Annotated in this window: 17 protein-coding genes; 15 read left to right on the forward strand and 2 right to left on the reverse strand. The window is 58.4% G+C overall.

Annotation, left to right across the window (positions count from 1 at the left end):
• The first annotated feature begins 305 nt into the window (after positions 1-305).
• The 15 genes from ACTNBY_RS04435 (at position 306) to hflX (ending at position 18,401) form a co-directional block, all read left to right on the forward strand.
• Complete coding sequence (locus ACTNBY_RS04435; protein WP_117654800.1) at positions 306-1,976, forward strand: ribonuclease J; 1,671 nt, start codon at positions 306-308, stop codon at positions 1,974-1,976.
• Between the two features lies 1 nt (position 1,977).
• Positions 1,978-4,758, forward strand: a complete 2,781-nt coding sequence (locus ACTNBY_RS04440) for a DNA translocase FtsK 4TM domain-containing protein (RefSeq protein ID WP_441063543.1) — start codon at positions 1,978-1,980, stop codon at positions 4,756-4,758.
• Complete coding sequence (locus ACTNBY_RS04445; RefSeq protein WP_441063544.1) at positions 4,758-6,248, forward strand: RodZ domain-containing protein; 1,491 nt, start codon at positions 4,758-4,760, stop codon at positions 6,246-6,248. Before ACTNBY_RS04440 ends, ACTNBY_RS04445 begins: the two co-directional genes overlap by 1 nt.
• Before the next feature lie 26 nt (positions 6,249-6,274).
• Positions 6,275-6,772: a YajQ family cyclic di-GMP-binding protein gene (locus ACTNBY_RS04450; RefSeq protein WP_118079877.1), complete on the forward strand. Its 498-nt coding sequence runs from the start codon at positions 6,275-6,277 to the stop codon at positions 6,770-6,772.
• A 26-nt stretch (positions 6,773-6,798) separates the two neighbouring features.
• Positions 6,799-8,148, forward strand: a complete 1,350-nt coding sequence (gene rimO, locus ACTNBY_RS04455; RefSeq protein WP_427748025.1) for a 30S ribosomal protein S12 methylthiotransferase RimO — start codon at positions 6,799-6,801, stop codon at positions 8,146-8,148.
• 99 nt (positions 8,149-8,247) lie between these two features.
• Positions 8,248-8,796, forward strand: coding sequence for a CDP-diacylglycerol--glycerol-3-phosphate 3-phosphatidyltransferase (pgsA, locus tag ACTNBY_RS04460; protein ID WP_229770672.1), 549 nt, complete (start codon positions 8,248-8,250; stop codon positions 8,794-8,796).
• A gap of 27 nt (positions 8,797-8,823) precedes the next feature.
• Positions 8,824-9,339: a CinA family protein gene (locus ACTNBY_RS04465; protein ID WP_441063545.1), complete on the forward strand. Its 516-nt coding sequence runs from the start codon at positions 8,824-8,826 to the stop codon at positions 9,337-9,339.
• 257 nt (positions 9,340-9,596) lie between these two features.
• Positions 9,597-10,745: a recombinase RecA gene (gene recA, locus ACTNBY_RS04470; protein WP_154516331.1), complete on the forward strand. Its 1,149-nt coding sequence runs from the start codon at positions 9,597-9,599 to the stop codon at positions 10,743-10,745.
• 11 nt (positions 10,746-10,756) lie between these two features.
• Positions 10,757-11,449 carry a regulatory protein RecX gene (locus ACTNBY_RS04475; RefSeq protein WP_154516334.1) on the forward strand — a complete coding sequence of 231 codons (693 nt, stop codon included), beginning with the start codon at positions 10,757-10,759 and terminating at the stop codon, positions 11,447-11,449.
• 257 nt (positions 11,450-11,706) lie between these two features.
• The gene (rny, locus tag ACTNBY_RS04480) at positions 11,707-13,260 is read left to right on the forward strand and encodes a ribonuclease Y (RefSeq protein WP_441063547.1); all 1,554 of its coding nucleotides are present in this window, start codon (positions 11,707-11,709) and stop codon (positions 13,258-13,260) included.
• A gap of 1 nt (position 13,261) precedes the next feature.
• Positions 13,262-14,347 (forward strand): ATP-binding protein, encoded by a 1,086-nt coding sequence (locus ACTNBY_RS04485; protein WP_441063548.1) that lies wholly within the window; start codon positions 13,262-13,264, stop codon positions 14,345-14,347.
• A gap of 74 nt (positions 14,348-14,421) precedes the next feature.
• On the forward strand, positions 14,422-14,739 hold the full coding sequence (locus ACTNBY_RS04490; protein ID WP_118079896.1) for a stage V sporulation protein S: 318 nt from the start codon (positions 14,422-14,424) through the stop codon (positions 14,737-14,739).
• Between the two features lie 64 nt (positions 14,740-14,803).
• Positions 14,804-16,174, forward strand: a complete 1,371-nt coding sequence (miaB, locus tag ACTNBY_RS04495) for a tRNA (N6-isopentenyl adenosine(37)-C2)-methylthiotransferase MiaB (protein WP_427717472.1) — start codon at positions 14,804-14,806, stop codon at positions 16,172-16,174.
• Positions 16,174-17,112: a tRNA (adenosine(37)-N6)-dimethylallyltransferase MiaA gene (gene miaA, locus ACTNBY_RS04500; protein WP_441063549.1), complete on the forward strand. Its 939-nt coding sequence runs from the start codon at positions 16,174-16,176 to the stop codon at positions 17,110-17,112. The genes miaB and miaA overlap by 1 nt, the downstream gene beginning before the upstream one ends.
• Positions 17,112-18,401, forward strand: a complete 1,290-nt coding sequence (hflX, locus tag ACTNBY_RS04505) for a GTPase HflX (RefSeq protein ID WP_427748031.1) — start codon at positions 17,112-17,114, stop codon at positions 18,399-18,401. Before miaA ends, hflX begins: the two co-directional genes overlap by 1 nt.
• Here hflX and ACTNBY_RS04510 read toward each other — a convergent pair.
• Both ACTNBY_RS04510 and lexA read right to left on the reverse strand, forming a co-directional pair.
• A complete protein-coding gene (locus tag ACTNBY_RS04510; protein WP_427748033.1) occupies positions 18,386-19,090 on the reverse strand; it encodes a heparan-alpha-glucosaminide N-acetyltransferase in 705 nt (234 codons plus the stop codon). The genes hflX and ACTNBY_RS04510 overlap by 16 nt on opposite strands.
• Complete coding sequence (gene lexA, locus ACTNBY_RS04515; RefSeq protein WP_427794759.1) at positions 19,090-19,734, reverse strand: transcriptional repressor LexA; 645 nt, start codon at positions 19,732-19,734, stop codon at positions 19,090-19,092. Before lexA ends, ACTNBY_RS04510 begins: the two co-directional genes overlap by 1 nt.

Raw genomic sequence — 19,734 nt, forward strand, 5'->3', positions numbered from 1 at the left:
GAATCAGCGCCCCCGCCCAGCCACCCCCCCCCCCCCCGCCCCCCCCCCCCCCCCCCCCCCCCCCCCCCCCCCCCCCCCCCCCCCCCCCCCCCCCCCCCCCCCCCCCCCCCCCCCCCCGGCGGGATAGACCGGTTTGGATGGGGCTTTGATGCATGGGTGGTCTGTTGGTGGGCAAATGGGTATCATAATGCGGTTACTGCATCGACTCCGTGATGCATGTTTGTACGTTCCCGGCGGTCGGTTTGCCAGAAGCGCCCCGTCGGTTGTTCCAGACCCGTTTCGAAGAAAGGAAACCGCACGAACCTATGGCAGCTAAAAAATCATCTCCCTTGAAGATCATTCCGCTCGGAGGCCTTGACGGCATCGGCAAGAATATGACGGTCTTCGAGTGCGGCGACGACATGGTGCTCGTCGACGCCGGCCTTATGTTCCCCGACGACTCCCAGCCCGGTATCGATTTGGTGCTCCCCGACTACACCTATGTTCTGGAGAACGAGGAGAAGCTCCGCGGCATCATCGTCACCCACGGCCACGAGGACCATACCGGTTCGCTTCCGTACCTGCTGCAGGACCTCAACAACAAGGTGCCCATCTTCTCGAGCAAGCTGACGCTTGGTTTCATCGAGGGCAAGCTTTCCGAGTTCCGCATCCGCGCGCCCAAGTTCCGCGAGGTCAAGGGCGGTAGCCATGTCAATCTTGGTGGCATTTCGCTCGACTTCTTCTCTATGACGCACTCAATTCCGGGCGCTTTGGGCGTATTCATTCGCACCAACCAGGGCACCGTTATGCACACGGGCGACTTTAAGCTCGACCAGACGCCCATCGATGGCGTCACGCCCGATTATGCCGCCATCAGTCGCTTTGCCAAGCAGGGCATCGACCTGTTGCTTTCCGACTCCACCAACGCCACGGTTCCGGGCTTTACCAAGTCCGAGGCCGAAGTCGGCCCCAACTTGCTGCACGCCATCAAGAATGCCCCGGGCCGCGTGTTCGTCGCGTCGTTCTCGAGCCATATCCATCGCCTGCAGCAGATTTGCGACGCCGCCCGCAAGTGCGGCCGCAAGGTCGTCGTGACCGGACGTTCCATGCTCACCAACACCCGCGTGGCGCGCGAGCTGGGCTACCTCAACATCGACGATGCCGATATCATCGATGCCTTCGATATCGATAACCTGCCTGACGACAAGATCGTCGTCATGTGCACCGGCTCTCAGGGCGAGCCGCTGTCGGCGCTGTCCCGCATGGCCAACGGCGAGCACAAGACGCTCTCCATCCACGAGGGCGATACCGTCATCCTCTCGGCGACCCCTGTTCCCGGCAACGAGAAGGCCGTCCAGCAGGTCGTCAACAGCCTGGCCAAGCTTGGCTGCGACGTGTGGGATAAGAATCGCGCCCTCGTCCATGTCTCGGGTCACGGCAGCCAAGAGGAGCTCAAGCTTCTGATGGCCATGGCCAAGCCCACCTACTTTATGCCGGTTCACGGCGAGGCCGTGCACCTGCGTGCCCATGCCCAGCTTGCCCGTAAGATGGGTATTAAGGATGATCACATCTTTATCCTCGATAACGGCGACACGCTCGAGATGCGCGGTGGTATTGTCAAGCGCGGCACGCCCGTCGAGTCCGGCGTCGTCTACGTCGACGGCCTGCGCATCGGTGATACCGACCCCATCGTCCTGCGCGATCGTCAGAAGCTCGCCAATGACGGTATGGTCACAGCCGTCGCCATCGTTTCGCTCAAGCATAAGAAGATCGAGGCTATTGAGTTCTCGGGCCGTGGCGTTTCATTTGCCATCGACGATCAGTTCTCCGAGGATGCCTCCGCATCCATCATGAAGACGATCGAGAAGGGCAAGTTTAGCTTTACGAGCAGTGGCTCCGATGCCATTCGCAAGGCCGTGCGCGATTCGCTCTCCAACTTCATTTGGAGCCGTACGCGCACCCGTCCGATGATCATCCCGGTCGTCATGGAGGTTTAGTTTGGCGCGCGGATCTGCACAAAACGCCAAAGGCAATAAAGCCAACAACCAACCGGCATCTGCTAAGGGTGCCGGTTCCCATCTTCGTGCCAATAAGGGCCACGAGGCCGAGTTCGACGATGTTGAGCCCCTGGTCGAGCCTTCGGCCAACCGCGATATCGCCGGCGTGGTTATTGCCGTTTTGGCGATTGCGTCTTTCATTGCCGTGATTTCTCCGGCAACGGCACCCGTGACGGCAGTGGTTGCCGGTTTCTACCATCTTGGCTTTGGCCTGGGCGCCTACGTGCTGCCGATCGTCATTTTGCTGTTTGCCGCCACGCTCTTTTTGGGTGAGGACTCGCCGCTCAACATTCGCTCGGTCGCGGGTGGCGCCGTTGTCTTTATCGCCGTCGTCTCCATTCTTTCGTTGATGGTGCCGGGCACGAGCGATTCGTGCGACCTCATGTTTGTGCCGCAAAACCTGTCCGCTTCGGGCGGCTACATCGGTGCGTTTATTGCGAGTGCGCTGCAGAATGCCCTGGGTAAACCTATCGCGATGGTGGTCCTGTTGGGTTTGGCCGTCGTTGGCTTTGTTATCATCGGCTTTTCGGTGGGTGGCGTTTTGCGCTCTGCGCGCGATCGCGCTGCCGATTTTGCCGAGCGCCGTCGTGCCGATGTCAATGCGAGCCCGTGGGGCGACGAAGAGGCCCTGTCGGTTCCCGGCGTCGCCCGTCCGCACCTGAGCATTCTTCGTCAGAAGGGCTCCGATATGGCCGTGACCACGGTCATGGGCAATGACGCGGACCCTGTTCTGGACGATGATGACGAGGACGATGATCCGTTTGTCGACGTGTCCGAGGCTGTGGAGGCCGAGCGCGCCAAGACCACGCTGCTGCCGCGTCGCCATGCCAACAAGGGCAAGGCCGCGCCCAAGCTCAACACGAGTGAGCCCGACCCGTCTTGGTCCGATAGCGAAATCGAACTCACCGCGGGCGATGACGAGGATGACGAGTGTCCGCTCGAGACCGCCAAGACAACTTTGCTGCCACGTCGCCAAGACAGGCGAGGACAGGTCACCGGACAGCTTTCGATGGAAGACGACCCGGACAAGGTCGACGAGTCCGAGCCGCCGTTTGCCGTGAACCCCGTGTCTGCTGCCCCGCAGATCCCCGATTTCCTGAAGCATCCCAAGGTTGCCGACGCCTCCACCCCAACGGCTTCCGCTGCTCCTGTTGCAGCCGGCGATGGGGGAGCTGACGGCACTGCTGCCGATGTCGAGGGCGAGCAAGAGGATGGCCTCAAACTCCCGCCGCTCGAAATCCTGCACGCCAACCCGCAGTCGGCGTCCGCCGCGTCTTCTGACAAGGAGTTGGAGCAGACGGCCGAGTCGCTGCAGTCCACGTTGCTGGAGTTTGGCCGTAGCGCTCGCGTCGTCGGCTGGATTGCCGGTCCCACGGTGACGACCTTTAAGCTGCAGCCCGGCGAGGGCGAGCGCGTGAGCAAGATTTCGAGCCTCGAGGACGATATCGCGCTTTCGCTTGCCGCCCAGTCGGTGCGTATCTTTGCGCCGATTCCCGGCACCTCGCTTGTGGGTATCGAGATTCCCAATCGCAAGCGCCAGAACGTTAACCTGGGCGACGTGCTTCCCTATGTGAAGGGCGGTCCGCTCGAGCTGGCCATCGGCCGCGATGCCGAGGGTACGCCGGTTGTCGCCGACCTCGCCAAGATGCCCCACCTGCTTATTGCCGGTACCACCGGTTCCGGTAAGTCGGTCATGATCAACTCCATCATCACGACCCTGCTCATGCGCGCGCTTCCCGAGGACGTTCGCTTGATCATGGTCGACCCCAAGCGCGTTGAGCTTGCCGGCTATAACGGCCTGCCCCATCTCTATGTGCCCGTGGTGACCGAACCCAAGCAGGCTGCGAGTGCCTTGCAATGGGCTGTTTCCGAGATGGAGCGTCGCCTGAAGGTGTTCGAGCGCCTCAACGTTCGCAAGATCTCGACGTATAACGAAAAGCAGGCCGCCGGCGAGTTCGAACACTACGATAACCCGCCGCAAAAGATGCCCTATCTGGTCATTATCATCGACGAGCTATCGGACCTGATGATGGTTGCCGGCAAGGATGTCGAGGCCTCGATCGTTCGTATCGCCCAGCTGGGCCGTGCCGCCGGTATTCACCTTATCGTGGCTACGCAGCGCCCCAGCTCCAACGTGGTGACGGGCCTCATTAAGGCCAACATCACCAATCGTATCGCCTTTAACGTGGCCACGGGCATCGATTCCCGCGTCATTATCGACCAGATGGGCGCCGAAAAGCTCACCGGTTTGGGCGACATGCTGTTCTCCAAGGTCGACTGGGGCAAGCCCCGCCGTATCCAGGGCTGTTTTGTCTCGGATGATGAGATCAACGAGATCGTCGAGTTCGTTAAGTCGCAAAGCGAGCCCGACTACCACGAGGAGATTCTGTCTGCCGTGGCGCCTGCTTCCATGTCCATGGCTGGTGGCGGCATTGTTCGCACGGGCGTTGCCGAGCCGCAGGATGATGACCCGCTTATCTGGGAGGCCGCCCATATTGTGGTGGAATCGCAGCTGGGCTCCACATCTGGCCTGCAACGCCGCCTCAAGGTTGGCTATGCGCGCGCCGGGCGTATTATGGACATGCTGGAAGAAAAGGGCGTCGTCGGCCCGCCCGACGGTTCCAAGCCGCGCGAGGTCCTGCTGGATGACGAAGGGCTCGCCGCGCTGGAGTCTGTCGACGCCGAGATGGTACGTGAAGATCGTGAGTTTGGAGGATTCTGATGGCTGCACGCTTTGGTGACATGCTGCTCGAGCAGCGTCGCCGGATGGGCCTTTCCATCCAGCAGGTCGCCAACACCATCAAAATCAGGCCGCAGATCATCGAGTTTTTCGAGACTGGTAACTTTGCATCGATGCCCCCGCGTGGCTATGCGCAGGGCATGATTTCGAGCTACGCTCGCTTTTTGGGGCTTAACCCGCGCGAGGTCGTCAACGCTTATTTTGACGACCTCATGGCATATGAACGCGATACCTCGCAGCAGGGCGGTCGTTTTCAGGATGCTGCCGGCTACGTTAACTCGCGTTCTTCGGTCGATAACGGTCGTTTTTTGATGGTTCAGGGTGGTCGTACGACACGGTACGGCCAGCGCCCTCCGCAGGCGGGCTATATCACCGAGACGGGCTCCAGCGAGGAAATTCGTTCTCAGCGAGATCGTTTTCGCAGTACGCCCCTGCCAGATGACCGTGCGCTTCCCGCCGCTCGCGGGTTGAGTCGCGATCCTCGCGCCGGTTACGGCGACGGCGGATACTCCGGTCGTAGCTATCGCGGAGTATCCGCCGGGCGTTCCCGCGATGGCTATTCCGACGCCGATACCACGCAGGTGACGCCGCGCCTCCGTTCGCAATCCCAGCCCTATGGGCAGCGCTCTTCGGCGCCTCGCTCTGGCCAGCGCGGCTATCAGGGCCGTGGCGAGCTTGCGCCGCGTCCGGGCCGGCGGGGTTCGCAGCGCCAGAGTAGCTATCGTGGTCGTCCCGATAGCGGTCGCGGCCGCATACCGCAGGGTAATGGTCGTGGTAGCTCCAATCGCGGACGCGGCGTTGGGCGCGCCTCTCAATACAACACGATCGATCCGCGCATTATTTACGTCGGCATCGGTGCCGTGGTGCTACTGTTGATTTTGCTCATCGTGGTACTCCTGCGTGGTTGCGGCTCTGCTGCACCCGAGTCGACGCCCGAGACACCCGTGGCTACCAAGACGACGACTAAGAACTCTTCCAAGAAGACCGAATCCACTGACGAGGACGAAGACGCCGACGAGGCGACGGATGCGGCCGGTTCCGATGCCGCCAAGGCGACGGTGGAAACGGAAGAGGACGAGGTCACCAAGGTCAAGGTCTCTGTTGCCAAGGGCAAGACCGCCTGGATCGAGGTCAAGGTCGACGGTAAATCGGTCTATGGCGCTCAAGCGACCGGTCCTTTTGAGCAGGAGTACACGCCCGAGTCCTCGATTGAGATCACCACGTCCAAGCCCTCCGATGTCACGGTCACCAAGAATGGTGAAAAGGTTCGCTATGACACCAAGACATCGGGTGTGGCGCGCGTGACCATTACCGTTCCTAAGAAGGAGAACGCTGACTCCGCGAACGGCGATAATGCCGACGGTACCGATAATGCCGACGGCACCGATGCCCAGTCTACCGTCGGCACCGACACGGCATCCGACGGCCAGACAGTGAACGATTCAGATGACTATTCGTACGACAGCTACTAAGGCTCCCCGTACCGAAAGGAAGAACCATGGCTAAAGATTCCAGCTTCGACGTTGTGTCCGAGGTTAACATGCAGGAGGTCGATAACGCCTTCCAGCAGACCGCCCGCGAGATTTCCCAGCGCTATGACCTTAAAGACTCCGGCGCCACCATCGAGCTTTCGAAGGGCGACAAGCTCTTTACGATTAACGCTCCGGCCGATTTTGTCTCCAAGCAGATCATCGATGTTTTGAGCTCCAAGCTCATCAAGCGCGGTATCGACCTCAAGGCTGTCTCTTGGGACGCCCCGCAGGCGGCTTCGGGCGGTACCGTGCGCGTGCTCGGTCATATCGTCGAGGGCATCGACCAGGCGACCGCAAAGAAGATCAATAAAGACATCAAGGATCAAAAGCTTAAGGTCAAGGTGACCATCGAGGCCGATAAGCTGCGCGTTTCCTCGGCTTCTAAGGACGCTTTACAGACGGTGATTCAGTTCCTGCGCGACCAGGACTACGGCCAGCCGCTGCAGTTTACCAACTACCGCTAAATTACTCGAAAGGACCGCTCTCCAACATGGATACTCCGTTGGGTTCCGTACTCTATATCACGCTTGGCTGCGCCAAGAACGAGGTCGATACCGACCGCATGCGTTCGCTGCTGGCCGCTGCGGGCTACGAGGAGGCATTCGATCCTCAGGATGCCGATATCGCCATTGTCAATACGTGCTCGTTTCTTACCTCGGCGACGTCTGAGAGCATCGAGACCACGCTCGAGCTCGCTAACGAGGTGCAGGACGGCGTTCGCTCCTGCCCCATTGTCATGTGCGGTTGCGTGCCGTCTCGTTACGGCGACGACCTGCCCGACGAGCTGCCCGAGGTCGCGGCATTTGTGAAGGCCGATGAGGAAGACGGTATCGTCTCTGTCATCGATGGCGTTCTTGGTGTGGAGCGTGAAATCGCTGCCTATATCCCGCAGGTCAAGCGTACCGTCGAGGGCGCTGTCGCCTACGTCAAGATCTCCGATGGCTGCAATCGTTTTTGCAGCTTCTGCATGATTCCCTACATTCGCGGTCGCTATCATTCGCGCAATGCCGAAAGCATTATCTCCGAGGTGCGCGACCTGGTTGCCGGCGGTGTGCGCGAGATCGTGCTGATCGGCCAGGACACGGGCATTTGGGGCACCGACTTTGCCGATGAGGACGCCGCTGAGGCTTCACCGCGCAATCTGGCGCAGCTGCTGCGCGCCGTCGCCGAGGCTGTACGCCCGCACAACGTCTGGGTTCGTGTGCTCTATCTGCAGCCCGAGGGCATGACCGACGAGCTTATCGAGACGATTCGCGATACGCCCGAGGTATTGCCGTATATCGATATCCCCGTGCAGCACTGCGACGCGCGCATCCTCAAGGCCATGCGTCGCTCCGGTTCGCGTCAGGAGCTCGAGGAACTGTTCCGCGATCTCCGTGATCGTATTCCCGGCATCGTGATTCGCTCCACGGCCATGGTCGGCTTTCCGACCGAGACCGACGACGAGTTCCGTGATCTTATCGACTTTATGGACACCGTCGGCTTTGACTATACGAGCGTCTTTGCCTACTCGCGGGAGGAGGGCAGCCTGGCCGCCAATATGGAGGGCCAGGTCGATGAGGAGGTCAAGCTCGAGCGCGCCCAAGAGGCCATGGATCTGGCCGAGTCGCTGGGTTTTGCCGCCACGGCAGCCCATGTGGGCGAGCGCGCCCAGGTAATCGTCGACGGTATCGAGGAGACCGAGGACGGCGCCGAGCTGATCGGTCATGCCTGGTTCCAGGCGCCCGATTCCGATGGCGCGGTGCATCTGGACGCCAGCGAGGCGTCCGTGGGCGATATTTTGACCGTCGAGTTTACCGATAGCTTCTGCTATGAGCTTATCGGCCATGTTGTGGAGTAGGAGAGCGTCGTGGCAAACGAGAGCAATAAGGAACTGACGAGCGTTTGGACGCCCGCCAACATCGTGACGTGCGTTCGCATCGTCTTTATTCCGGTGTTCATGATCGTCTCGGCCCTGTCTCACGCGAGCGTTGCCGGTACGGACTGGAGCACCTTCGACGGCCCGCTCGCCGCCGCTGCCTTCATTCTGTATGTGATCCTGTCGTGCACCGATAAGGTCGACGGCTATCTGGCGCGCTCACGCAACGAGATCACCGATTTCGGCAAGTTCTTGGACCCCATCGCCGACAAGTTGCTGGTGTTCTCGGCCTTGCTGCTGTTCTTGGATTTTGGCGCGGTGACCGTGTGGTCCGTGTTCATTATCCTGTTCCGCGAGCTGTTGGTGAGCGCACTTCGCATGGTCGCGAGTGCTGCCGGTGTGGTCGTTGCCGCCGATAAGCTCGGCAAGTACAAGACGGCGACCACGATGGTCTCCATCTGTGGTTATCTGTGCGTCTTTGCGATGGCCGGTCTTCAGCTGGGGCCGGCATCGTTGCTGCTCGGTGTCTATTCGGTGTCGCGCTTCCTGTACGTCATCGCTGTCATTTTGACCATTATCTCGGGTGCCCAGTACTTCTGGAACTGCCGTAAGATCGTCTTTTCGGTCTAGGTCCTGGTGGGCATGACGGAGCCTTATTTGCAGATCGCCGCAAACAACGAGGAGCTGGCGCGCGATATTGTCGAGCGCGCGAGTGCCCGTGGCGTGACGGTGTCGACGGCGGAGTCGCTGACGGCGGGCATGATCGCCTCGACGATTGCCGATATCCCGGGTGCCTCGGCGGTGCTTCGTGGCGGTGCGGTGACCTACTGCGATGAGATCAAACATCGCGTGCTCGGCGTCGAGCAGGAAACGCTCGATCGGTTTAGCGCCGTGTCGCATCAGACGGCGCGTGAGATGGCCGCGGGCTCGCTGGACCTCTATCAGAGCGATGTCGCCGTGAGCGCAACGGGCTACGCTGGGCCCGGCGGCGGTACCGAGCAAGACCCCGCTGGCACGTTCTATATCGGCTGGGCGTATCGTGCGGCCGATGGGGGAGCGACGGTCGTTGAGTCTGCGCGCTGTCACTACGATAGTGATCGGTCGTGCGTCCGTGCCTATGCGGTCGCTGAGGCTTTGGAACGCATTGTCCGCGTGCTCAATTCCATGGAATAGACGTGTTTTAAGGGGCCTTAGGGCCCCTTAATTGTGGAGATAGGGACCTTTGGCAAGGAATGCGCTTGCGCTGGCACATGTCTTTAATTTGTACGAACACTCGTATTTGCGATTGGCATGGTCAAGCGTTTGGTCGGTGATTGGTCGGCGTTTGGTCGGGTTTTGGAATGGACGGGTGCATATGATGAACCTGAACGGTTGACCACGAACAGCCGTTCGTTTATCATCGATTCAGGTTGTTAAGAGGAGGGCTATTCATGGCCAAGAATTCAGGTCCCGTACGTACCGTTCATACGCGCACGACGGGTAAAGAGCGCGACGAGATGATCGCCACTACCAAGGCCGAGATCGAGAAGAAGTTCGGCCAGGGTTCTATTATGAGGTATGGCGACGGCGGTCCCGAGCTCGAGGTCGAGGCTATTCCGACGGGCTCTCTGGCGCTCGATGCCGCCTTGGGTATCGGCGGCGTGCCGCGCGGCCGTATCGTTGAGATTTATGGCCCCGAGTCCTCCGGTAAGACAACGCTTTCGCTCGAGATTCTTGCAGAGGCGCAGGCCATGGGCGGTGTCGTGGCTTTTATCGACGCTGAGCATGCGCTTGATCCCACCTACGCCGCGCGCATCGGCGTCGATATCGACGAGGTGCTGATTTCCCAGCCCGATACGGGTGAACAGGCGCTCGAGATCGTTGACATGCTTGTGCGTTCCGGTGCCATCGACGCCATCGTCGTCGACTCTGTTGCCGCTTTGACTCCGCGTGCCGAAATCGAGGGCGAGATCGGTGACACGACGGTGGGTCTGCAGGCTCGCTTGATGAGTCAGGCGCTCCGCAAGCTCGCCGGCTCGCTTGCCAAGTCCAACACAACCTGCATCTTCATTAACCAATTGCGCGAGAAGATCGGCGTCATGTTCGGCAACCCCGAGACCACCACAGGCGGCCGCGCACTCAAGTTTTTCTCTTCCGTGCGTATCGATATTCGCAAAATCGATACCATCAAGCTCAAGGACGAGGTTATCGGCAATCGCGTACGTGCCAAGGTCGTTAAGAACAAGGTGGCTGCTCCGTTCCGCTCGGCCGAATTTGACATCATGTATGGCACCGGCATTTCTAAAGAGGGCTCGATTCTGGATATGGCTGTCGAGTGCGGCATATGCAAAAAGATGGGGTCTTGGTTTGCCTATGGTGAGGACAAACTCGGCAACGGTCGCGAGGCCGCTAAGACGTTCCTGCGCGAGCATCCCGATTGCGCCGACGAGATCGAGCACAAGGTTCGCCTTGCCTGCGGTCTTGAATATGACGATGATGCCCCCTCCGAGGTTGAGTTGACCGATCAGCCCGCCCCCGAGGAGTTTGACGAGCTGTATGCCATCGATGGCTCCGCGATGCTCGACGATGACGACGAGTAACGGATGGCGACATGTCGTATACGGTGACCGAGGCTAGGGTCGTTTTTCCGGATAAGAAGACGGCCTCCTCGTTCTCGAGCGGTTATGCGTCTAAAAAGCCCTGTGCACATATCGATTGCGATCTGGAGGGCGGTTTTGAACGATCCATTTGGATTCCCGTGCGTGTGGCACGTGTGTACGTTCAGAACCGTCTCGATCTTCCCTGCGACTGGGATGACTTTCGCGAGGCGGTACAGCTTATCGAATGCAAATGTGCGCTCACCATGGTGACCGAGATGCTTTCGCGTCGCGATCATGCTACGGGCGAGGTGCGCGATAAGTTGGCGCGCTATGGCTTTCGTCAGCCCGCGATCGACTTTGCCGTCAATCGTGCCATCGAGTATCGTTTTTTAGATGAGAACCGCTTTTGCTCGTACTTTATCGAGGAGCGTAAGCGTCGTGGTTGGGGACAGCGCAAAATCGAGACTGAACTCAAGCGTCGCCATGTTGCACTTGATGAGATTCCAGGGTATCCCGAGGCTTATTTTGCCGAGGATGACGACTTGGCTCGCGCATCGGCTTTGCTCGCTAAGCGTCGCGTTCCCGAGGCACGTGCATTCGAAAAGCTCGTCAGATTTTTGATGGGCAAGGGCTTTTCCTATCACATTGCCGCGGATGCCGTTAAGGCGCGCCTCGATGCCTTAAGCGAGAAATGCGACGTTTAAGCATGCGCACGTTACGCTCCTGCCGTTCACCGCTCGATAGGCGCCGTGCTGGGTGCGTTGATTTGACAGTTGTTGCGGTTCAACGTAGGATAATTACTGTCATTTGCATTGTGATATGTGCTCATCTGCGATGAGTTTGTTTATATGTTTATCTGTATCCGACCCGCATAAGCTGCGCCCATATTACTCAAATGTCGCGAGCCGTTCGTATGGACGGTTCGCTTTGTTGTGTAACGATTCCATAAAAAGGAGTGAGCATGCCGCTTATCATTGCAGCGCTCGTTGGCATTGTTTTGGGTGCCATCGTCGCCATTGCCTACATGCGCACCGCCAAGCAGGGTAGTCTTCACGAGGCCGAAGAAAAGATTCAGTCGGCACACGCGCAGGCAGAGTCCCTGATCGGTGATGCTAAGCGTCAGGCCGAGACCCTCAAAAAAGAGGCTCTGCTCGAGGCTAAGGAAGAGATCATCAAGAACAAACAGGCCGCCGAGGCTGAGGACAAGCAGCGTAAGAGCGAGATTCGCGCGCTCGAAAATCGCGTGATGCAGCGCGAGGAATCGCTCGACCGACGCAACGATGCGCTCGATAAGCGCGAGCATCAGCTGTCCAGCCAGGCCGGTCAGGTCGAGAAGCGCTCTCGCGAACTTGAGGAGCTTTGCGCCAAGCAGACCTCCGAGCTCGAGCGTATTGCCGACCTTACGCGCGAGGATGCTCACAATGAGCTGCTCGACAAGGTCCGCGGCGAGGTTACCCATGAGGCGGCCACCATTATCCGTGAGTCCGAGCAACAGGTCCGCGCCGAGTGCCACAAGACCGCTCAGGAGATTCTCTCCCTGGCGATCCAGCGCTGTGCTGCCGACCATACCGCCGAGGTCACCGTCACGTCCGTTCATATTCCCTCCGATGACCTTAAGGGCCGCATCATCGGTCGCGAGGGTCGTAACATCCGTACTTTCGAGCAGGTTTCCGGCGTCAACCTTGTGATCGACGACACCCCCGAGACTGTCGTGCTTTCGAGCTTTGATCCGGTCCGTCGTGAGACCGCCCGCGTGGCGCTCGAGAACCTCATTGCCGACGGTCGTATTCACCCCGCCCGCATCGAGGAGATGTACCACAAGGCCGCTGACTTGGTTCAGCAGCGTGTGCTCGAAGCCGGCGAGCAGGCCGCCTTCGATACCGGTATCCACGACCTGCATCCCGAGATCGTCAAAACCCTGGGTGCTCTGCGTTACCGCACCTCGTTTGGTCAGAACGTGCTACAGCACTCGCTTGAGGTCTCCGACCTGTGCGGCATCATGGCCTCCGAGCTTGGTCTGGATGTTGTGACCGCCAAGCGTGCGGGTCTTCTGCATGACCTGGGCAAGGCCATCGACCACGACGTTGAGGGTCCGCATGCTGTGATTGGCGCCGAGCTTGCCCGCCGTTATGGCGAGAAGCCCGTTATCGTCCACGCAATCGAGGCCCATCATGCCGATGTCGACCCCAACACGGTGCTCGACGTTCTGGTCCAGGCTGCCGATGCTGTTTCCGCTTCTCGTCCCGGCGCCCGTCGCGAGTCGGCCGAGAGCTACATCAAGCGCCTTGAGAAGCTCGAGGAGATCGCCAACTCTCATGACGGCGTCGAGCGTACCTATGCTATGCAGGCCGGTCGCGAGGTCCATGTCATGGTTCAGCCGGATAAGATTTCCGATGCCCAGTCCACGGTGCTTGCGCACGATATCGCCCATCAGATCGAGGAAGAGATGGAGTATCCCGGTCAGGTGCGCGTTGTCGTGATTCGCGAGAGCCGTGCCGTCGATATCGCTAAATAACATGAACGACGCGAACGAGCTCATCTCATTTATCGCGTCGATGTCGGGGGAGGGCAACCTTCGCGTCGAGGAAAACCTTGGCGAGGGGTATGTCCGCCTCCGCGTTTCGGAGGCCGAGCGCCGTCAGGCCAAGCATGACATTCAGCATGTAGAGGACATTGTCATCGAGATGCTGCGTAATGCTCGCGATGCCGGAGCCGATAAGGTCTATCTAGCCACGACCAAGGAGGAGGGTGTTCGTACCCTCCTTTTCCTGGATAACGGTTCGGGTGTGCCGCAGGATATGCAGGAGCGTATCTTTGATGCCCGTGTCACCTCCAAGCTCGAGAGCATGAAGATGGACCGTTGGGGTGTTCACGGTCGTGGTATGGCGCTGTTCTCTATCAAGCAGAACACCGATGAGGCACGCGTTGTTACATCGGGCGTCGATTTGGGCTCAGCGTTTAAGGTGTGCGTTGATACCGATCGCTTGGCTGAGCGCGCCGACCAGTCGAGCTGGCCTCAGGCGGTTAAAGACGAAGACGGCCGCTATGTATGCGCTCGTGGTCCTCACAATATCATTCGCGCAGCCTGCGAGTTTGCCCTTGAGGAGCTGCGCGACTGCGACGTGTATCTGGGCTCTCCGTCCGAGATCGCTGCGACCCTGTATGCCCAGGCTTCCAGTCGTCTCGATACGTCACGCCTGCTCTTTATCGATGACGAGTGTGAGCTTCCGGTTATCGATCGTTTAGGTCTTGCCTCGGATGCCGAGGATTTTATCCGGATTTGCTCCGGGCTGGGTCTCGAGATGTCCGAGCGTACTGCCCACCGTATTCTGTCAGGACAGATTAAGCCCGTTCGCGGCGTGTGTGCGCGTCTGCTGCGCGAGCGCGATTCCACCACGCATTTGCCAGCTCCAGTCGATCTTGCCAAGGACCGTCGAGGCCTTCGCATTGCCAAGGATGACATGGCGCAGTTTTCGCGTGCTGTTGAGCGCGACTTCAATGACCTCGCCGCCCGGTATTACCTCAATCTGTGCGGCGACCCTAAGATTCGCGTTTCACGTGATCGCATCACCGTGACGTTCGATCTTGCCAAAGAGGAGTAGCATCTTTACCGAGTCCGCTCGGTACGATACAGTTATTGCAGTTAAAACGTACTTTTAAACGCAGGAGTTTCTTCATGGATTGCCTGAAGGTATCAAGCAAATCATCGCCCGCGTCCGTTGCCGGCGCCATTGCCGGTATGGTCAAAGATGGCGTTCCCGTCAACATTCAGTGCGTCGGTGCCGGCGCCGTCAACCAGGCCATAAAGGCCGTTGCCATTGCGCGAGGTTTTCTGATTCCGACTGGCTTTGATGTCTCTTGTGCGCCGGTGTTCTCTGACATCCTCATTAACGGGGAGTCTCGCACGGCAATCCGTCTCTCTATCTACGTTCACCAGATTAATCGGGCTGCTATGGACAATGTCGTCATGGACGACGTTAAGCCTGTTGCGTAAGCGAGTTTTCGCACGTTTGTAGCACCTTTGTGCCCCGTCGATATCATCGTTAGGATGTAAGCTCATGGACCAGCGTTTCGTACGCGATATTCTTGCCGGTAAAACCTATTTTATCCGCACATTCGGCTGCCAGATGAATCAGCACGACTCCGAGCGCGTGAGCGGTTTGCTCGATTCCTATGGCTGTCTTATGGCGCTCGATCCGGAGCATGCCGATATTGTCGTATTCATGACGTGCTGTGTGCGCGAGGCTGCCGATACGCGCCTGTACGGTCAGTGCAATTCCTGCAAGAGTCTTCCCCCTTCTCCTTCGGGCAAGCGTGTGGTCGCCGTGGGTGGCTGCATCGCTCAGCGCGATGGCGAGGGCTTGCTCACCAACGTCGATAACGTCAACGTTATTTTTGGTACGCATTCGATTGCGCACGTGGCGGAGCTTATCGCCGAGGCGTTTATGGATGGCAAGCGCCATATCCGCACGAATGAGCATGAAGATACGGACGCCATGAGTATGCCGTGGCATCGCGAGACGCAGTATCATGCATGGGTGCCCATCATGACGGGCTGCAACAACTTCTGCACGTACTGCATCGTGCCGTACGTCCGTGGTCGCGAGAAGAGCCGCCCCTTCGAGGAGATTGTCGACGAGGTGACGGGTCTGGTGCGTCAGGGTGTGCGCGAGATTACGCTGCTGGGGCAAAACGTAAACTCCTACGGTCGCGATCTCTTTGGCAAGCCGCGCTTTGCCGATCTGCTGCGCGCCGTGGGTGATACGGGCGTCGAGCGTATCTTCTTTACTTCTTCGCACCCCAAGGATTTGCTTCCCGAGACCATCGATGCTATGGCCGAGACACCTGCCGTTATGCCGCAGCTTCACCTAGCCGTTCAGTCGGGTTCCACGCGCATCCTTAAAGAGATGAATCGTCGGTACACGCGCGAGGATTATCTGGGGCTGGTCGATCGCATTCGTAACCGTATGCCCGAAATTGCGCTTTCGACCGACATCATTGTGGGCTTCCCGGGCGAGACCGAGGAAGACTTTGAGCAGACGCTCTCGCTTGCCGAGACGGTTCGCTATGCCCAGGCCTACACGTTTATTTACTCCAAGCGCGCCGGTACCCCGGCAGCTGAGATCTATGATCCCACCCCGCATGAGGTTATCCTTGAGCGTTTTAACCGTCTGGTTAAGGTTATCGAGACGACGGCATACGAGTATAACCAGGGCGAGCTTCACACCGTGGTGCCTGCGCTTATTGAGGGCACGAGCAAGAAAAACGACGCTGTCCTTCTTGGTAAAAGTCCTAAGAATCAGACAGTGCATGCGCCGATTCCCGCTGGCTATAGCATCGATCAGCTTATCGGCAAAATTGTCGACGTCGATGTGGATGTCGCCAAGACGTGGTATCTGTCTGGCTCCGTTGTGGGTGAGCCTCGCTAATGGTTTCCCCCGGCACAAACCTTTCTGCCGTAGCGATCGTCGGTCCGACGGCGGTCGGCAAGAGTGATGTTGCCGACCGCCTGGCCTCTCGTCTGTCGTCTGAAGTGTTATCGTGTGACGCGATGCAGATCTATCGCGGTATGGATATCGGTACGGCCAAGATGATGCCCGAGGAGTGCTCGGTGCCCCTGCGCCTTGTCGATATCGTGGACCCGGGCGTCGCGTATTCTGCTGCGCTCTATCAGTCTGATGCCCGGGCGCATATCGAGCGTTTGCTTGGTGAGCAACGGCTTCCGGTCTTTTGCGGCGGCACGGGCTTGTATCTTAAGGCTGCACTCGATGAAATGGATTTTCCTTCGGGAGAGCTCGAGGACGAACGTCGCACGGGTTATCAGGAGCTTGCCGAGCGTATTGGCGAGAAAGCTATGCATGCCCTGCTTGCCGAGCGTGATCCGGAATCGGCTGCCGTGATTCATCCTCATAACGTGCGTCGCGTGATCCGTGCGCTCGAGATGCACGATGACGGTGTGTCGTATGCCCAGCAGAAGTCCAAATTCAGCGTTCCACGTGAGCGTTATCATGCCTTGTGGTTTGGTCTGACGCGTAGCCGTGAAGTGCTGTATGAGCGCATTAACCTGCGTGTCGACCTTATGTTTGAGCAAGGGCTGGTTGATGAGGTCCGTGGCCTTATGGACCAGGGCCTGGGTGATGCACTCACGTCGATGCAGGCAATCGGTTACAAAGAGATTATTGATGCCTTGCGAGGCGCTATTACCATGGATGAGGCCCGCGAGCTTATTAAGATGCGCTCACGTCGCTATGCCAAGCGCCAACTTTCCTGGTTTAAGCGTGACGATCGCATCGTGTGGTTCGATATGGATGAGTTTACGATCGATGAGGTCGTCGATGATATCTACCGTCGTATCGAGGCTGCCTAATGGCACGTTTTCCCTTGGTTCCCACGGCACCTGAACCTGAGCGTGCCGTCTTGGTTGGTGTTGAGTGGCGCGATAACGCCTGGCCGCTCGACCGTTCGCTCGACGAGCTCGAGCGCTTGGCTCACACTGCTGGAGCCCAATGCGTGGCACGCTTGTCTCAGCGTCTGGTCAAACCTTATCCCAAATCGTTTATCGGCTCCGGTAAGGTCGAGGAGCTATGCGGTTTGGTGCATCGTATGGATGCGGATGTTGTAATCTTCGACGACGACTTGACTCCTTCACAGCAGTCCTATCTTGAGAAAGCCGTGGGCGAACCGGTCAAGATTATTGACCGTACGGCGTTGATTTTGGATATCTTTGGCCTGCATGCCCAGACGCGTGAGGGTCGCTTACAGGTGCAGCTGGCTCAGTTGCAGTATCTGCTGCCCCGTCTGCGAGGTATGTGGAGCCACCTTGCTAAGGAACAGACGCGTGGCGGCATTGGATCGCGTTTTGGCCAGGGCGAAAGCCAGCTCGAGGTCGACCGTCGCCTGATTCGCGATAAGATCGCAGCTCTTCGCCGCGAATTGAAACAGGTTGAACAACGTCGTGATGTGCAATCGAAAAGCCGTATTGAATCGCCGGCGTTTCGCGTAGCGTTGGCTGGCTACACCAATGCCGGTAAGTCGACGTTGCTTAATCGATTGACGGGATCCACGGTACTTTCGCAGGATAAGCTGTTTGCCACGCTCGATCCTACGACGCGCTCGTATCGTTTACCCGGTGGCCGTGGCATGACGATCACTGATACCGTTGGCTTTATTCAAAAGCTGCCCCATGGCCTGGTCGACGCGTTTAAATCTACGCTTTCCGAGGTGCTCGGCGCCGATTTAGTTCTTAAAGTTGTGGATGCTTCCGATGAGGATTACGAGCGTCAGCTTGAGGCGGTTGATCGTGTCCTTGACGAGATTGGTGCCGGTGAGCGCCTGACGCTTACCGTGTTCAATAAAATCGATCTGCTCGATAGCGTCGACCGCTTGAGCTTTCGCCGGCGCTATCCCGAGGCGGTATTGTTCTCGGCTCAGACGGGTGAGGGCCTTGATGACTTAGTCGATCGCATCGCTCGTGAAGCGGCCGCTACGGACGTGTTGCTCTCGGCCGATATCCCGTATCGAGAGGGCGCGTTAATCACGCTCGTGCACGAACAGGGAACCCTTCTGCACGAGGAATACCTCGAGGACGGCGTTCGTATTGTGGCAAAGCTTCCAGCCCGTATCGCACCGCGTCTCGAGCGTTATCGAACAGAGTAAATCAGCTCCAGTACACCCAAGATAACCGGTTGATGAAGCAGGTAGAACGGCAGCGCATGGCGCCCGAGACTTGCGAGCGCCGGGATGGGATTCGCATAGGCCCATCCCGGCGCCTCATAGTTTGCTTCCTGAGTCGTGTGGGCGGCAAAGAAGCCTGCAAGGTACATAAATAAGAATGGTATGACTGGATAGTAATCACCAGAGACAAAGTCTGGACTTGGGAAACCCAGCCAAGCTAAATAGGGGATAGGATAAACCGTTTTAGGAATGCTCCAGGTAAGGGTAAAAAGTGTGAGGCAAATTGCTATACCCCATACCGACGGCACTTTAACGATCACCGGACGAGCGAGCGCGACAATGGCGGTGCAGGCCGCCATGCAGAACATGATGCCGAAGTTCACCGAGTCATCGACTGAGACGAGCGTAGTCGCGACCCATACGACAAAAGCGGCAGCGGCATATTTGACGGCACGCTTGATGTTGTTGCGCGAGAGGGTGCACATCCAGCCGGCAATAAACAAAAATACCCAACTGATGCTGGCACGCCAGATGTCTTGGAAGATGGTCTGAGTAAACCAGGGCATATCCCAACCATAAAGATAGGCAAGATCGTAGCAAGCATGAAATCCTGCCATCGACAGCATGGTAAATCCGCGAATGGTATCAAAGACCGTGATGCGGTTTTGCATTACGAGAACCGGCGCATCAATCCAACGACCTTGCCCAGGATCGTCGGATTTGTCGCATAGATGGGCTCCATGGTGTCGTTTTCGGGCTGCAAGCGAACTCGTCCCTGCTCCTTGTAGAACGTTTTGACCGTTGCGGAGCCATCGATCATGGCCACAACGATCTCGCCATTCATGGCACTCTTCTGTTCGCGAACGATGATATAGTCGCCGTTAAGGATACCGACGTTAATCATCGAATTGCCGTGGACCTCGAGGATAAAAGACCCCTGGTCCGTTGCGATCTCGGTCGGGATGGTAAAGGTGTCCTCGATATTCTGCTCGGCAAGGATGGGGATCCCTGCGGCGACACGGCCCACGAGGGGTAGCGATACGGTTCCGCGGGGTGCCGCGGGCTCATCGGACTTTGAGATGGAGACGGAGGCTCCGTCCTCGTCAAAGAGTTCTAGGGCACGAGGTTTGGTGGCGTCACGTTTGAGCAGGCCGCGTGCTTCCAGTGCGGAGAGATGTGCATGTACGGTGCTAGGGGAGGAAAGACCCACAGCCGAAGCCATCTCACGCACGCTGGGCGGATAGCCCTTTTCCTGCTGATACTCCTTGATGAAGTCGTAAATCTGCTGCTGTCGCTTGGTAATTTTGCGAGCCAT

This window comes from Collinsella sp. HCP28S3_E12 (assembly GCF_052065595.1).
Classification (GTDB): domain Bacteria; phylum Actinomycetota; class Coriobacteriia; order Coriobacteriales; family Coriobacteriaceae; genus Collinsella.